Source organism: Rothia similimucilaginosa, assembly GCF_029850875.1.
GTDB lineage: Bacteria > Actinomycetota > Actinomycetes > Actinomycetales > Micrococcaceae > Rothia.
The window spans coordinates 120855-138082 of sequence record NZ_JAOVAM010000005.1; the positions used below are offsets into that span (position 1 = coordinate 120855).

At 55.5% G+C, this 17228-nt stretch carries 10 protein-coding genes and 1 riboswitch; of the genes, 4 read left to right on the forward strand and 6 right to left on the reverse strand.

Going from position 1 to position 17228, the window contains the following annotated elements:
- Positions 1–66: 66 nt before the first annotated feature.
- The 6 genes from QFX05_RS05270 to QFX05_RS05295 form a co-directional block, all read right to left on the reverse strand.
- A complete protein-coding gene (locus QFX05_RS05270; protein ID WP_279741546.1) occupies positions 67–1278 on the reverse strand; it encodes a cytochrome P450 in 1212 nt (403 codons plus the stop codon).
- A gap of 247 nt (positions 1279–1525) precedes the next feature.
- Complete coding sequence (locus tag QFX05_RS05275) at positions 1526–2971, reverse strand: sugar porter family MFS transporter (RefSeq protein WP_279741548.1); 1446 nt, start codon at positions 2969–2971, stop codon at positions 1526–1528.
- Between the two features lie 225 nt (positions 2972–3196).
- A complete protein-coding gene (locus QFX05_RS05280; RefSeq protein ID WP_279741550.1) occupies positions 3197–4198 on the reverse strand; it encodes an aldo/keto reductase in 1002 nt (333 codons plus the stop codon).
- A gap of 36 nt (positions 4199–4234) precedes the next feature.
- Positions 4235–5989, reverse strand: coding sequence for an ABC transporter ATP-binding protein (locus tag QFX05_RS05285; RefSeq protein ID WP_279741552.1), 1755 nt, complete (start codon positions 5987–5989; stop codon positions 4235–4237).
- Positions 5982–7673: an ABC transporter ATP-binding protein gene (locus QFX05_RS05290; protein ID WP_279741554.1), complete on the reverse strand. Its 1692-nt coding sequence runs from the start codon at positions 7671–7673 to the stop codon at positions 5982–5984. The genes QFX05_RS05285 and QFX05_RS05290 overlap by 8 nt, the downstream gene beginning before the upstream one ends.
- Positions 7674–7795: 122 nt before the next feature.
- Positions 7796–8941, reverse strand: coding sequence for a radical SAM protein (locus tag QFX05_RS05295; protein WP_279741556.1), 1146 nt, complete (start codon positions 8939–8941; stop codon positions 7796–7798).
- A gap of 516 nt (positions 8942–9457) precedes the next feature.
- Positions 9458–9574, forward strand: a riboswitch (SAM riboswitch).
- 117 nt (positions 9575–9691) lie between these two features.
- Between QFX05_RS05295 and QFX05_RS05300 the strand changes: the two genes are divergently transcribed.
- From QFX05_RS05300 to QFX05_RS05315, 4 genes are all read left to right on the forward strand, one after another.
- Positions 9692–10597, forward strand: a complete 906-nt coding sequence (locus tag QFX05_RS05300) for a methylenetetrahydrofolate reductase (RefSeq protein WP_279741558.1) — start codon at positions 9692–9694, stop codon at positions 10595–10597.
- Positions 10598–10759: 162 nt separating this feature from the next.
- Complete coding sequence (metE, locus tag QFX05_RS05305) at positions 10760–13087, forward strand: 5-methyltetrahydropteroyltriglutamate--homocysteine S-methyltransferase (protein ID WP_279741559.1); 2328 nt, start codon at positions 10760–10762, stop codon at positions 13085–13087.
- A 583-nt stretch (positions 13088–13670) separates the two neighbouring features.
- Positions 13671–15110, forward strand: coding sequence for an MFS transporter (locus QFX05_RS05310; RefSeq protein WP_279741561.1), 1440 nt, complete (start codon positions 13671–13673; stop codon positions 15108–15110).
- A 107-nt stretch (positions 15111–15217) separates the two neighbouring features.
- Positions 15218–17200, forward strand: coding sequence for a M13 family metallopeptidase (locus QFX05_RS05315; protein WP_279741564.1), 1983 nt, complete (start codon positions 15218–15220; stop codon positions 17198–17200).
- Positions 17201–17228: the final 28 nt, after the last annotated feature.

Sequence of the window (17228 nt, forward strand, 5' to 3'; positions counted from 1 at the left end):
CAGCGCGAGGCGCCGACCCCCATTCTCAGGGTTCGGCGCCTCGCGCTTTGTACGACTGGAGCGTGCTTAGTTAAAGATGGCGCGCACGACCGAGTAGCCGGAAACCGGGTACACAGCATTCACAGTTGCGGGCTTCTCGCTCTCGTCCGCGATCTCGATGGACTCGATGCCGCACAGTAGCTCCTCGAGCAGGATGCGCAGCTCCAGGCGTGCCAGGGGGGCACCGGGGCAGACGTGGATGCCATCACCGTACACAAGGTTGCGGGACTGGTCGCGGTGCGGGTTATAGGTGAGGGCATCTTCGAAGGCATCCTCGTCACGATTGGCGCTTGCCCAGTTGATGGTCACGCGGGAACCGGCGGGCAGGGTGCGGCCGCCAAGTTCAGTGTCCTGGGTGGTGATGCGGCGGTTGGTGACGAGGGTGTCTTCAAGTCGCATGATTTCTTCAACGGCGAGAGCGATTTCGCTACGGTCATCGATGGCGTTGCCGTCGGAGAGGGATGCGCGCAGACGGTCCTGCTCGGCACGGTTGCGTGCCAGGAAGTTCACGAATACGCCCACGGTTGCGGAGACGGTGGACAGCTCACCCACGGTCCAGTTACGGATGAGGCTGACGATTTCTTCGTCAGTCATGGTGCGGGGCTCTTCGCCGGGCAGCTGTACGGTGTCGGTGAGCAGTTCGGCGGTGACGTCCTTGGGGTTACCTGCTACGGCATCTTCGCGGCGCTCATCGAGCAGCTGGCGGATGTAACCGTCGAATTCGAGGGCAACCTTAGCGATTTCTTCGCGGTCGCGGCGAAGGGTGGCGACACGGTTCTTTTCGATCCATTCGGTGAGGGGCTGCTCGAGGCATGCGGGCCAGCCCATGAAGGCGTTCTGCACGCGCATTGCGTAGGCCTGGCCGAAGCCCTGCATGACGTCTACTTCTTCGCCTCGGGGCAGTTCTGCGATGAGAGTCTTCACGGCGTCACGGATGACAGGTGCGAACTTTTCGAGGCGTTCGGGGGTGAAGTACTTGTCGTTGACGGTGCGGAAGGTGGTGTGTTCGGGTGCGTCCATGCCGTTGGGGACGGCGATGTGGCGGGTGGAGACGACATTGGAGTAGATTTCGGGGTGATCAAGTACGTGCTGTACGTCGGCATTTTTGAAGACGGAGTAGCCCATGAATTCATCGTGGGCGACGGGGCAGCGGCGGCGCATTGCGTCGTAGGCAGCTACCTGGTCTTTCTGCACTTCTTCGCTTCGGAGGTCCCAGTCGTTGTGTACGTTCTCAGTCATTGTTCACCCGTATTCGTAATAGAGTTGTGGTGTGCTGGATGCAGGGGTCCGGGCGATGCACATAGGGCAGGGTCGGGCGTGCATTCGAGCATGTGTAGCCATTATTAGTTGTTAGTTCTTTGACCGTATCACTTAAGGGCTGGTTGCGCAGGATAGGCGTTCCTTGTTTTCTCATTCAACGAACGACTTCGGGTAAGGCGAGGGCCGGGTCAGGGACCGCCCGCCTCATGCGTTTCTACCCCCGGGTCTAGCGCCCGCGTGCGAAGGGGTAGATGCTACCGTCCATCACGCCACGCTCCACCTGCTCCAGGCTCACGCCGCGAGTCTCTGGCAGGTTGCGGAACATCAGCAGCGCAATGACCACGTTCACCACGGCAAAGCCAATGAAGGAGCCGGTCAGACCGACCGCACCCAGAATCACAGGGAACGCCAACGACAGCACACCGTTCATCATCCAGCCGCTAAACGCCGAAATGCCCATACCCGCCGCACGCACATGCAGCGGGAACAGTTCACTCATAATCACCCACGTCGACACGTTCAGGCAGGTCTGCATCGCACCCACAAAGCAGACGATGAGCACCAGCAGAATCCAGGGGCGCGCCGCGTTATCGGCGGGCAGCAGTATGGATGCGCCCGCAATCAGCACGTGGAAAAACGCGGTCGACACATAACCAGTCATGACCATGACTCGGCGCCGTACGCGCTCCATCAGGCGCAGCGACATGATGGAGCCGAGCACCGCAATCGTACCCGGCGCAATGTTCACGATGAGCGCCGCGGATTCGCTGAAACCGGCTTCCTTGAGCACCTTGATGCCGTAGTACATGATCGAGTTGATGCCGGTCAGCTGCTGACCCGCGCCGACGAGAATACCGACGAGCAGGATGCGCATGAACCAGCCGCGCACGCCCACGCTTTCCTTACCCGCCGCATCGTTCTGGGAGGTTGCCGCCTCCGCCTGCAGGGTGCGCTCAATGTCGGCGATTTCAGCTTCGGCACGCTCGGTGGAGCGGATGCGCTTCATAACCTCCAGCGCCTGTTCACGCTTGCCGACGCGCAACAGCCAGCGCGGCGATTCGGGCACACGCAGCATGCCGACGAACAGGCCTATGGCGGGCAGGGTGCAGATGGCGAACATCCAGCGCCACACACCGTCGTGCTCACCCCATAGGTTGCCAATGAGGGCATTCACGATGAACGCGGCAAGCTGACCGCCCACAACCATGAGCTCGTTACGGCCGGAGAGGGAGCCACGAATTTCGTAGGGTGCGAGCTCCGCGAGGAATACGGGCACCACGGCGGAGGCGCCACCGACCGCCAGGCCGAGCAGGGTTCGTCCGGTGATAAGCACGGCAACGTTGGGTGCGAAGACGCAGGTCAGAGCACCAATGAAGAAGATGGTGGACAGCCCAATGATGGTGGTTCGGCGGCCGTACCGGTCGGAGATACGACCACAGGTGAGCGCGCCGATAGCGGCGGCAAAGGCGAGCGATCCGGTGACCCAGCCTTGGGCGGTGGAGTCCATGCCGAGTTCGCGGCTCATGGGTTCGAGCGCGCCGTTGATCACTCCGGTGTCATAGCCGAAGAGCAGACCGCCGAAGGTGGCGATGAGTGCAATGATGCCGAGGTATCGGCGGTGCTTCCCAGTGCCCAGAGGGGGCAGGGTGGAGGCGGTGCGCTGTGCGCTCATGGTGTCCTTTGATGTGCCGGTGGCGGGTGGCTGCGCCGGATTGGTTCCAGGCGGCAGGGGTGGATACATAGATAAGGTGAGGTGCGTCAGATTAGACACACCTCACCTAATCCTAGCGAAAACGCTCGGCGGGTGATATTTATTTCTCGCCGCGGACAGTTTTCAGCATATTTTACGGCCAACACGTGCGACCGTCTGAGTGCCCTGTTAAGAGGGAGCCCGTGTTTAGAACAGCGCAATCTTCTCCGGTGCCGGGAAGATGGCGTCCAGGGCGGCGAGGTCCTCAGCGTCGAAGCGCAGGCAGGTCGCCTGTGCATTGGCGCGTACCTGTTCGGCGCTGGTCGCACCGGCAATGACGGAGGTGACCGGCGACTGCTGTGCGAGCCAGGAGAATGCCGCCTGCACCTCGGTGATGCCACGCTCGGTGCAGAAGGTGTGGAAGGCTTCGAGCTGGTCCCAGTTGGCGGTGTCGAGCACGTTCTTCTTGGAGTGGGACAGGCGCGAACCGGCGGGAATGTTGTCGCGGCGGTACTTGCCGGTCAGCAGGCCGTTAGCGAGCGGGAAGTACGGCAGCACACCCATGCCGAAGTGTTGTGCGGCGGGCAGGATTTCTAGTTCTGCGCGGCGGTCGAGCAGGTTGTAGTGGTTTTCTGCGACGATGAACCGTTCGGTGCCGAGTTCGTGGGCGCAGTGTTCGGCGTGGGCGAGCTGCCAGCCGGAGAAGTTGGAGTGGCCTAGGTAGCGGACCTTGCCGTCGCGTACGAGCTGGTCGAGGGCGCTGAGGGTTTCTTCGATGGGGGTGTTGGGGTCGGGGCTGTGGTAGAAGTACAGGTCGATGTAGTCGGTGCCGAGGCGGCGGAGGGACCCTTCGACGGCGCGCATGATGTAGCGGCGCGATCCGCGGGCATTGCGGTCGTTGCCGTTGAGGTCGCCGACGGGCAAACCGAATTTGGTGACGATGGTCAGTTCGTCGCGGTCGAGGCCGAGCTGGGTGAGGGCGGTGCCGAACATGGTTTCTGAGAGGCCGGGTTCGGCGCCGTAGAGGTCGGCGATGTCGAAGAAGCTGATGCCGGCATCGACTGCGGCGGCGATGACTTCGTTGGTGCCTTCTTGGGTGCGGGTGGGGGTGCCGGGGCGGCCGAGATTGTTGCAGCCGATACCGACGCTGGGTACGACGAGGCCAGACTTGCCGAGCCTGCGGTAGACGGGAGATTCAATGCGTTCCATGCTTTTAACTCTACGTTGTGTGGGTATGTTGCGAGGTTATTTCCCCTCCAGTTGGGAGGCGAAGAGCTTCCTGAAGCGTGATGTAGGGTCGGTCGTTAGGTCCCGGTAGGTTCCTTGCTCCACCACACACCCACCATCCAACACCACCACAGAATCAACACCACGCAACGTCCACGCACGATGAGACACCAACACCACCAAACGCCCAACAGCAGCCACCTTCAACCGAGCAAAAATCTCCTCCTCAGTCTCAGCATCCACAGCACTGGTCGGCTCATCCAACACCCACACCGGCGCATCCCGAAGAACCACACGCGCCAACGCCAAACGCTGCCACTGACCACCCGAAAGACCAACACCACCAAACGACTCACCCAACTGAGCATCCAAACCACCCTCAAGACCACGCACAAAATCATCAGCACAAGCCACCGACAAAGCCGACCACAAATCAGCATCACCAAGACGCTCAACCGCCTCCTGCGGCAAACCCAGAAGAAGATTTTCACGCACAGTCAGTTCATAACGGCCGTAGTCTTGACTCACCAAACCAACATTTGCCAATAAATCATCAGGTGATATGTCCTGTACCGACTTATCTCCGATTAGGATGTCTCCTTTGGAGGGCTTAAGCATGCCCATGAGTGCATTTACTAGGGTTGTCTTTCCCGATCCGCTGGGCCCGACAATACCAATCATCTGCCCGGGACCAAAAGTGAGATTGATGTTTTTAAGAGCGAAAGAATCAGCTTTTGGATACTGGATAGCAAGATTCCTAATGGAAACGCTGCAGATTTCGGGGTAGGTATCGGCAACCGAATTTTTCAGCCCGGGCTGTGCGCTAGAAATAAACTTTCGATATATATCAATTGCGTTTGACCCCGCTGCCATCGAGCTAAGGTCGCTTCCCATCGAGCCAAGCGAGACTATAGCCGAGGTAATACCTATAACAGCTCCAGCAAGAGCACCGGGAGCCGGCACCGAGGCCGCTAGAAAAATAAGGGCTAAAGCTAGCAATGCAGCGCTTATAAAACCAACAATTGTATATATTCTGAGGATGTAACGAGCTAGGCCAATTTCCTCCTCACCGGATTTTTTCCGTTCTTGATTAGCACGATGCGCAAAGAACGACCGAGCATTAAGAATTGCAAGCTCACGAGCAGTAGTTATTTGTGCAATCTGGTTAGTGCTATGCCACGCGTTGTAGCTATATGAATATATTTTTTCCATTGCCTCAGCATTCTTACTCGAATAGAGATGTGACATAAAGGCAACAGGAATCATGCCTGCAAGCATGCAGAGTGAAGCATATACATTGATCTTTCCTACGGAATAACTAAGGGCTCCCGTCGAAAAAATGATGAATATCAGAGCACCCATAGTGGAAACTTGAGCCCCCAGGCTCCCCCCTGTCACAGCTTCATGAGCTGCCCTTGATGAGCGAGCATAATCACCGCTCGCGATTTCCTGAGAGGAACAAGTCGCCAGACGAGAAGATACGTTCTGAATACCCGTACTTGACATTCGAGAATTTAGAATCATACGCAGAGAGTCTGATGCTTGTCCCAGGGCAATGTATCCTGCCAGCACAAAACTAACCCCCAGCGCTAGCGGGAGCACTTCATCCTGGCTCTGGCCCAAATGCTCAACAAGTCTAGTGACAGCCTCCATCTGCAGAGCAGGGAATAGTGATAGGCACACAACAGACACTAGATAGGAAACGGTCCATACGGGGTGATTTTTGAAAGCATAAACCACGGACCAAACAGTATTAGCCATAATCTTACGCATCTTTATAGTCCCTTTCAGCGGAAGTTTTGCGCCCTGCAGAATCTTCAGAGATCTGATTTTTGAAAATTTCCATAAACTTTCCCTCTGCCTTCAGTAGCTCCCGGTAGGTTCCTTGCTCCACCACACACCCACCATCCAACACCACCACAGAATCAACACCACGCAACGTCCACGCACGATGAGACACCAACACCACCAAACGCCCAACAGCAGCCACCTTCAACCGAGCAAAAATCTCCTCCTCAGTCTCAGCATCCACAGCACTGGTCGGCTCATCCAACACCCACACCGGCGCATCCCGAAGAACCACACGCGCCAACGCCAAACGCTGCCACTGACCACCCGAAAGACCAACACCACCAAACGACTCACCCAACTGAGCATCCAAACCACCCTCAAGACCACGCACAAAATCATCAGCACAAGCCACCGACAAAGCCGACCACAAATCAGCATCACCAAGACGCTCAACCGCCTCCTGCGGCAAACCCAGAAGAAGATTTTCACGCACAGTCAGTTCATAACGGCCGTAGTCTTGACTCACCAAACCAACATTTGCCAACATGTTGTATTTACTCTCAGAAGAAGCACCCTTATACGTTATGCTCCCCTGGGCAATTGGTGTAATTCCAAGAATTGCATTTATTAGCGTTGTTTTTCCCGCGCCCGAGGCACCAACTACTGCAATCATTTGATTATTCATCAGCTCAAGATTAATATCTTTAAGCGCAAAAGACGACGCGCCCTCATACTGAACGGATACATCTTTGCATATAATTTTTGAAATATTTTCACGGTTAGGGTTAGAAGTTTTTATCTCAGAAGCATGGTCGTAAGTATCAGAGTCGCATACCCTTCGGAATTGCTGAACAGATAATGCTCCATTAATAATCTGGCCGAATGAATATCCCACCTCTTGGGTCGCGTTAACACAGGCGATGATTCCAATCAGCGATCCGGCCACATACGATATATCGGCTCCTGAATCCACAAGGAAGTACAGGGACGCAAAGAGTAAGACAGAGCAGAGTAGCCCTGCAACTATGGAGATGATTCCTCTAACACTTTCAAGGCTCAATTCCCTACCGGCTGCCCGGCGTCGCCAGGACGCTACGCGTTGCGAGAAAAATCGGGAGGCTCTCATGAGGTGAAGTTCTTGGGCGCGACTTTGAGCCATCAGATTGTCTAGATAGTAGTTCTCTACCCGATAGTCCTCGTACATTAGGGTGTATATAGCGTAATCACGTTTAGCGAGGATTACCATTGCAATAGATAGGGGTAGTGAACACAGTGCCGCAAAAATTGCTGCCACAATGCTGACGTTCGCAATATTGAGACAGAGAAGTAACACCATTGCGAAGGCACTCACCAGTGCCATAACTGACATGGTGTGAACCTGCAATTCCTGTTTTGATATTGCCTCTCTAGCAGCACGTATATCTTCCTGTGATTTTGTGCTACTTATATCAGATAACGGAAATGTAGATAACTTGTTATTTAACATGCAGTGAACCCGATAGTTCATCTTTGACTTGAGGATGCGCATGTTACTTATGACCCAGCGTTGAGCAATGATATTAATTCCAGCAACAAGGGCAAGAGCAACGATATAAATCCAGGCCGCGCCACCATTTGAACCACTCAAGGCTGATACTGTATTACCGATCAGCAGGGACTGACTCAAGGGAATGCAGGCTATAACGGCTAGTGATAGGGCGGCGCTCACTAGGGTCCCAGGACAGGTTTTCCAGGCTAGGCGGAAAGACCAGAGTATAGAAGAAAATAGATTTTTCATTCTCACCACGCTCACAAAATCATATTGAACTCATCTTTAAGCATCAAAATAACTGAATTGATGGCTTCCCGTTGTGACAACTTATTACAATCCAAGTAGCCACACTGAACCCATGACTTTTCATAAGCTGCAGGATTATATCCATCAATAACATTTCCAACCTCCATCGATTGCTGGCCGGCACTGTCCCAGCAACTATACAATTTTCCAGAGGATGTCAAGACTACCCCTTCTGGCTGGTACCCTAATTCAGACCTTGGGGTTCGACATGTTGAACAATAGCCACTATGCCCAGGGCGAGATATTTTGAAACCTTTCTTCACTGCAACCCTATACGCATTAACATATTTATCAATATATTCATTCGACTCCTTAATAGAATCATGATACATATTTGTATTGTCAATAAGTGCGAAATAAATCGAAATGTTATTAGGATGACCAAGATTTATATACAGGTCATCGAGAAGACTCTCTATAGAATTAATGCTCACACTAGTTACATTAACCCTAATACTTACATAAAATCCTTCTTGTAAGAGTAGGAGAATTGAATCAATAATCTTCCGATAACTCCCCCATCCCGACTTAGTTTTTCTGTACATATTATGCACATCTTCAGCTCCATCTATTGTAATCTGAATGGTATAACAATCTATAATTTTCAAATACTTTATATTTTCTTCATTGATTAGCACACCATTAGTTACCAGAAAACTTCCATTAACCGGCATAAACTTGGTAAGGCATCGGTGAAAATCAAGAATATCTTTTATATACAAAAGAGGCTCACCACCCAAGTAAGTCACAGAAAATTCAGACTTTCCCATATCCCTGGCATACCCAGCAAGAAATCTAGCCATCTGTTCTGTGGTAATTGCCTTATCTCGTTTATTTTGGGGGCGGAGTCCACTAGAATCTACCTGATAGCAATATGAGCAAGTCAAATTACAGGCAAAACCTGGATGATACGTTATCGAAAGCGCATCATCAGAATCTTTTTTTAGCTGGCTCATAGATAATAATCTATCCAGCACCCATGGGCGCAAACACGTCCCACCATTAGCAGTAACTAACAAACGAGGCACAATAAAATAATTACCCTTATGCTCCACAAGGGAAATCCTATTTCCTCTTTTAGCCCACACTTCACCCATGACCGACAACTCCTTTGTATCTTTCAGAAGCGTAGCCCTGCCTCCACCCATTAGAGTAAGCACACGCTACAGCAGGTGGAAGCAGGGATACTTCACTTTCTACAGCGGCTTCTGTCCCGGAATCGGCATACGACCACCGCAATGATCAGCGCAACGACCGCCGCCCGCCGGAACAATTTCAATACCGAACAGATTGCACATGAACTTAACCATGAGAACTCCTCGATGAGCAGTTAATGAAGTACGGCTGTACTTCACTAACTAACCCTACTCTTCAATGAAATATAAAACACATATATTCGTGCGTGTCCAAGAATATTAAGCAGATATATCTGCGATAGTTCCGGACATCCATGGGTCAGCCGACAGCCCTACCCGCAACACCCCCAGCCGCCCTTCGTCATAGTCAGTCATATTAAGTTCATATTTCGCCCCAATGTCATGTCCAGAAATATTAGGACATCAACCGCCGCATCCCTTGCACGCCCTCGGAGGCGGTGGGTAAAGTGAAAGCGTTATCTATCAAGAGCGACCGAGAGATCTGGCTCGTCGACGTCGCAGCAACCTCGCCAGTATCCCCCACCGTCACGGTGCAGGGTACGGACAAGGTGCTCCCGCCAGAACCGATAGAGAAGAATACCCTTCGGCACCCCTTGATGAGTCGTACTCGCAAACCGGTACAGCACATCCTGCAGAAGAATTCACGCACCCTCCCGGTGCGTATCTATCGGGTGAACACGAAGGAAGGTTATGACGACAGTTCACCCGGCTCTTTCTTTTGAGCTATTCCCTCCGCGCTCACAGGCGAGCTGTGAGTCGCTGCTCCGCACCATTGCGGAGCTTGAGGGCACCAACCCCGACTACGTGTCGGTCACCTACGCCGGTGACGCGAAGCGCCGCCAGAAGACCCTCGCGCTACTCGACCACCTGGTGCATGAAACCTCCCTCACCCCGCTAGCTCACCTGATTTGTGCAGGCCATTCGGTACACGAGCTGGAGCGTGCAGTCCGCCTGATTCTGGGCCTGGGTGTGCGCGGCTTCCTGGCTCTTCGCGGCGACATTCAGGAAGGTCAGGTTTCTGAACTTCCTTTCGCCCGCTACCTGGTAGAGCTCATTCGCCGCGTTGAGCGTGAAGATTTCGCCCACCTGGCGGCTGGCAAGGTGTCGATTGGTGTAGCGGCATACCCGCAGAAGCACCCCGAGTCCGCATCCCTGCTGCAGGATATTGAGATTCTGCTGTCCAAGCAGCGTGCCGGCGCGGACTTCGCGATCACTCAGGTGTTCTTTGAGGATGAACGCTACAGTGCCCTGGTCGATTCGGCGCACCTGGCAGGCGTGGATATTCCGATTATCCCGGGCATCATGCCGGTAACCTCCCTGAAGCGGTTGCAGAATCTTTGCCAGATGGCGGGCATGCCGGTTCCGGCAGATCTTGCCTACCGCCTTGAGACAGCAACCAGTAGCGCTGAGCTGCACCGCATCGGTGTTGAGTACGCGTTGAACCAGTGCCGCACCGTGATGGACGCGGGCGCACCGGGTCTGCACTTCTTCACCTTCAACGAGCATGCGGCGGTTCTGGACGTTCTGGATCAGCTGGATTTGCCGCGGTACAGTAACCGATTCTCTCAGTCGCTGAGCGAACTGGAATACGCCTAAAAACCCCGCTTTAACCCATAACGCTCCTTGTCGGATGCGTTTCCACTTTCTCCCCCACAAATATTCCGGGAGTTGTTGAGTTCTCCGTTTTACCGCCCATAGTCGGGTGGTAAAACACCGGAACTGACTCCCCTATCTATCCCCAGTAAAGGAATAACTATTATGTCGAACACCGCATTCCCCGCCGCAACCATTGTTGGCTACCCCCGCGTGGGCCGCTTCCGCGAACTGAAGAAGGCTCAGGAGGCTTTCTGGAAGGGCAAGGCAACCCTGCAGGAGCTGCAGGACACCGCTGCTGACGTACAGCGCACCTACTTCGAGCGCGTAACCGCTGCGGGTCTGAAGGCTGATAACTACTCGATTCCGGCGGCCTTCTCCTACTACGACCAGGTGCTTGATGTGGTTCGCCTGTTCACCCTGGTTCCCGAGCGTCTGGCTGAGGCTAAGGACGGCCGCGGCCTGCTGGATCTGCCCGGCTACTTCGCACTGGCGCGCGGTACCGAGACCCTACCTCCGCTGGAGATGACTAAGTGGTTCGATACCAACTACCACTACCTGGTACCCGAGATTGGTGCGTCCACCGAGATTAAGCTGAACCTTGAGGCTATTGACGAGCAGCTTAAGGTGGCAAAGCAGGCTGGCGTGAAGGTTCGCCCGCAGATTGTTGGCCCGCTGACCCTGCTGCTGGGCGCTAAGGCTGAGCAGGGTTCCGCTGAGGACTTCTCTCCTATCGACCGTCTGGACGAGTTCGTTGCCGCGTATGCTCAGGTGCTGGAGCAGCTGGCTGAGCGCGGTGTTGAGTGGGTTCAGCTGGACGAGCCGGGTCTGACCGTGGACCGTGCCGACAACACGAAGGTTGCTGAGCTGGCTGAGCGCACCTACCGTGCCCTGGCTGCTGGCGAGAAGCGCCCGCAGATTCTGGTGACCAGCCCTTACGGTTCCCTGCGTGAGAACCTGCCGGCACTGCTGAGCACCGGTGTTGAGGCATTGCACCTTGACCTGGTGCACGGCGTGTACTCGAAGGCTGAGCTGGAGTCTGTTTCTGCCGCTGGTGTGCACCTGGTTGCCGGTATTGTGAACGGCCGCAACGTGTGGCGTGCCGATGTTCGTGCGGCTCTGAAGACTCTGGAGGATCTGCCGGGAGCATCCGAGGGCGGCGTGTCTGTGGCTTCTTCGACTTCCCTGCAGCATGTGCCGCACGACCTGGCTCTGGAAGACCCGGCCGAAGTTCCGGTGGACGGCCTGTCATTCGCTGATCAGAAGGTCGCTGAGATTGCTCTGCTGGCTCGTGGCCTGGCTGGGGGTGAGGCTGTTGTTGAGCCGGAGTTGAAAGCTGCTGATGAGGCACTGGCTCGCTTCGCCGCTGACCCGCGCAAGCACAACGACGAGATTCGTGCCCGTGCCACCGCTGTGGTTGCTGAGGACTTTGACCGCCCGACCATTGATGTTCGCCGTGCGGCCCAGGCTGATTTGAACCTGCCGAAGCTGCCGACCACCACTATTGGTTCTTTCCCGCAGACCGCTGAGATTCGCCGCCACCGTGCGGAGGCTCGTGCGGGCAAGATTTCCGCTGAGGAGCTGAACGGCTTCCTGCGTGACGAGATTGCTTCGGTCATCGCACTGCAGGAGGATCTGGACCTGGACGTGCTGGTTCACGGTGAGGCTGAGCGTAACGACATGGTTCAGTACTTCGCTGAGAATTTCGATGGTTTCGCAACCACCCGCCACGGCTGGGTTCAGTCCTATGGTTCGCGTTGCACTCGTCCCTCGATTCTGTTTGGTGACGTGAAGCGTCACGGTGATGGCCTGCGCGGTGAGGCGTTCACCGTTCCGTGGAGCTCCCACGCACAGTCGCTGACTGAGAAGCCGGTCAAGGGTATGCTCACCGGCCCGGTAACGATTCTGGCGTGGTCCTTCGTGCGTGACGACCAGCCGCGTCGCGAGACCGCTAACCAGGTGGCTCTGGCTCTTGCCGATGAGATTGCTGACCTGGAGCAGGCGGGCATCCGCATCATTCAGGTGGATGAGCCGGCTCTGCGTGAGTTGCTACCCTTGCGCCGCGATGAGCAGCCGCAGTACCTGGATTGGTCGGTGAATTCCTTCCGTCTGGCGACCAGTGGCGTGAAGGATTCCACTCAGATTCACACTCATCTGTGCTACTCGGAGTTCAACGAGATTATCGACTCGATTAATGCTCTGAATGCTGACGTGACCAGCATTGAGGCGGCTCGTTCGCACATGGAGTTGCTGGCTGACATTCCGGAGAGTTTCGTTTCCGGTTTGGGCCCGGGCGTGTGGGACATCCACTCCCCGCGTGTTCCTTCGCAGGATGAGATTGAGTCTCTGCTGAAGGCTGCGATTGGTTACGGTACCATTGCTGACCTGTGGGTGAACCCTGACTGTGGTTTGAAGACTCGTGATTACGAGGAGACCAAGCAGTCTTTGCATCACCTGGTAGCTGCTACGAAGGCTATTCGCGAATCCCTCTAGGAGTCGCCTATTGGTTCCGCTGCCTGCCGTGGGTTGACCGGATGATGGTTTGCTCGCGGTGACTTGCGGCAGGTGGCGGCTGTTCGGCTTCGTGCCGGTATGCGTACCGACTGTATGCCGAGCTTTTGGGGATAGATAACGGGCCCGCCCGCACGGATTCTTCTGCACCGTACGGGCGGGTTTTCCTGTGCTTATTGGCTACGTTTGTTGGATGCGCTGGTTTTCTGTACGGTTTTTGGGTGCAGGTTTGGTGTGGTGTTGGCTGTGGGCTGGTCTTAGTCGTGTTCAAGTGGTTTTCTTTTTGAACTTAGGGTATAAATTACTCTAAATTTAGTTGTGGTCTGACCAAAATATGCATTTACTCAACAGGAAAAGTATTTATATTCATTACGCCATATGCGGCACTGTTGCCCAGTAGACAGATGTGCATCACACATTTTCTAGACATCCCTGGAATTTCAAGGCTAGAACAGTATTTATAGAATAGTCACTCTGAATATTTGTTCACCTCCGTGAACAATTCAGTGAAAATATGCCCAATAGATTAGTATTTTTATAAGACCCCGCCTCTAGAATGCCAAACATGACTACTACCGCTTCATCAAAGAAGAAGAAGGGTTCCGTACCCCACTGGCTTGCCATTCCGGCGCCCAAGCCTCAACTCAGCGAAGCTGAAGTTTCTGCAAAGTACCCGCGCATGCGCCTGCAGGTCTTCATGGGCATTTTCATCGGTTATGCGACCTTCTACCTGATTCGTAACAACGTCCCGCTGGTCACCCCGATCCTGACCAAGGAGCTTGGCTTCAGCAACGCTGCAATCGGTGCACTGTCCACGGCGCTGCTGCTGGCTTACGGCTTCAGCAAGTTCTTCACCGCAATGATTTCTGACCGCTCTAATGCGCGTCTGTTCTTGCCGATTGGTCTGGTGCTTTCGGGTGTTGCAAACATTCTGCTGGCAATGACCGGTTACATGGGTGAAGGCGCGGGTGCAGCGGGCTACGGTGCGGCTATTGCCTCCATCATGGCGACCATTATGGTCTTCAACGGCATCTTCCAGGGCATGGGTTGGCCGCCCTCCGGCCGTGTGCTTGTGAACTGGTTCTCCACCAGCGAGCGCGGTACGAAGGTGTCCTGGTGGAACACCGCCCACAACGTTGGTGGTGCGCTGTCCGGTCTGCTGGTTGCGTGGGGCTTCTCCATGTTCGGCAAGACCTGGGAAGTTGCTTTCTGGTTCCCTGCTGTTATCAGCTTCGTTCTGGCGTTCGTCGCGTGGCTGCTTATTCGTGATAACCCCGAGGCGGAGGGCCTGCCCACCGTTGACGTGTACCGCAACGACCCGCACAAGGTTGAGTCCACCGCTGAAGATCGCGCAGAGTCCACTTGGACCACCATCCGTAAGCACGTACTGACCAACTCGACCATGGTGTATCTGGCTCTGGCAAACGTGTTCGTGTACACCCTGCGTTACGGCGTGCTGGTGTGGGCGCCGAAGTACCTGCACGATGTGCGCCACGCATCCCTTGAGGGTGGTATTGCGGGCTTCTCGATTCTGGAGCTTGCCGGTATTGGCGGCACCGTCCTGTGCGGTTACGTTTCTGACCGCATGTTCAAGGGTCGCCGCTCCCCCGCGGGTATCCTCTTCCTGATTGCAACTGTCGGTGCGATTCTGCTGTACTGGTTGCCCTCTTCGGATGCGCCGCTGTGGATTGCCTACGTTGCGTTGGCTCTGATTGGTGGCCTGATTTACGGCCCGGTCATGCTGATTGGTCTGCAGGCTATTGACCTGTCCCCCTCGCATGTTGCGGGTACCGCTGCGGGCTTCACCGGTCTGTTCGGTTACGCGCTGGGTGCAACCCTGGCTTCTGCTGGTATCGGCATTATTGTTGACCATTGGGGTTGGAGCACCGCGTTCGTCTTCATGATTGTGTGCTCGGGTCTGGCGGTTTTGTTCCTCTGGCTGGTTAATGGTGCTGAGAAGCGTCTGATGGCTGAGCGTGCAGAGAAGCTGGCAGCTCGGGCATAATTGCCCGATCTTTCGTGTAGGGAAGCCACACCTTTGCTGGTGAGTCACCATATGGTGGCTTGTCGGTAATCGTGTGGCTTCTTACGTTAAGAACCTAGAATGGAACCATGACTACTAACTCTGGAATCACTAAAGAATGGGTGGATGAAACCGTCAAGCCGGGCGACGATTTCTTCCGCCACGTCAACGGTAAGTGGCTGGCAACCCACGAAATCCCGGCGGACCGCCCCAAGGATGGCGGCCTGTACACCCTCCGCGATAACGCAGAGAAGCACGTGCGTGAGCTGGTGGAGAAGATCGCGAAGGAGCAGCCGGAGTCCCGTATTGGCGCACTCTACAACTCCTTCATGGACGTTGAGAAGATTGAGGCGGACGGCCTGGAACCTCTGCTGAAGGAAATCGCCCCGATTCTGAACTCGGCAACCCCCTCCCACCTGGCTGTAACCCTGGCACTGCTGTCTCGTGCGGGTCTGCCGCAGCTGTTCGCCTGGTACACCAGCAACGACCCGAAGGACCCGAAGAATTACACGTTCTTCCTGTACCAGTCGGGTCTGGGTCTGCCGGATGAATCCTACTACCGTGAAGAGAAGCATGAGCAGGCGTGCGCGGCGTATGTTGAGCATATTGCTCGCATGTTTGAGCTGACCGGTCTGGCTGAGGGCTTCGGCCTGACCCCGGAGCAGGCGGCTCAGCTGGTGTTCACTCACGAGTCTGAGCTGGCTCGTCTGCACTGGAACGTCGTGGAGAACCGCGACGCTGAGGCGACCTACAACCCGTACCAGGCGAACGAGCTGGACGAGAAGTTCCCCGGCTTCCCGTTCTCCCAGTGGCTACTGGCGCTCGGTGCCGACCCGGAGACCCTGGGTCAGGTTATTGTGGCTCAGCCGTCCTTCTTTGAGGGTGCGGCTAAGCTGTTCACCTCCATCCCGCTGATGACCTGGAAGCTGTGGGCTGTGTGGACCGTTCTGCGTTCACGTGCGCCGTTCATGTACGACGAACTGGTTCAGGAGAGCTTCAACTTCTACGGCAAGACCCTCTCCGGTACCCAGCAGATTCGTGAGCGCTGGAAGCGCGGCGTGGGCGCTGTCGAGAAGGCTCTGGGTGAGGAGATTGGCCAGGAGTACGTGGCTGTACACTTCCCGCCCTCGCACAAGGAGAAGATGCTGGTTCTGGTCGGCAACCTCCTGGAGGCGTACCGCGAGTCCATTGAGTCGCTGGACTGGATGACTGAGGCAACCCGCGAGAAGGCGCTGGAGAAGCTGTCGAAGTTCGTCACCAAGATCGGTTACCCCGATAAGTGGCGTGACTTCTCCGCCCTGGAACTGGTCCCCGGTGACCTGTTTGAGAACCTGCGCCGTACCGGTGCGTTTGACGCTGACTGGCTGATTGCCCGTAAGGGTCAGCCGGTGGATAAGGCGGAGTGGCTGATGACTCCGCAGACCGTGAACGCGTACTACATGCCGCCTGCGAATGAGATCGTGTTCCCGGCAGCGATTCTGCAGCCGCCGTACTTCAACCCGGATGCTGACGATGCGGCGAACTACGGCAATATCGGCATGATTATTGGCCACGAGATTGGTCACGGTTTTGATGATCAGGGTTCCCGCTACGACGGCGACGGCAAGCTGGAGAGCTGGTGGACTGAGGAGGATTACGCGAAGTTCAAGGAGCGCACCTCCGCGCTGGTGGAGCAGTACAACGCGTACGTTCCGGTGGGTCTGGACCCGAAGTTCCACGTGAACGGTGAGCTAACTCTGGGCGAGAATATTGGCGACCTGGCTGGCATGTCTATTGCGTTGAAGGCGTACCGTCTGGCTTTGAAGAAGCAGGGCATTGAGTCGCTGGATAACGCGCCGGTGATTGACGGCATGACCGGTATTCAGCGTTTCTTCCTCTCGAATGCTCGCGGCTGGTGTACGAAGTCCCGCCCGCAGCATGCTGAGGTGATGATTTCGGTAGATCCGCATTCGCCGGATGAGTTCCGTGTGAACGGTGTGGTGCGTAATATTGATGAGTTCTATGAGGCGTTTGGCGTCTCTGAGAGCGATGCGCTGTACCTGGCTCCGGAGGAGCGCGTGCGTATCTGGTAGCACCTCGATAAGGGTATATGCTTTATTG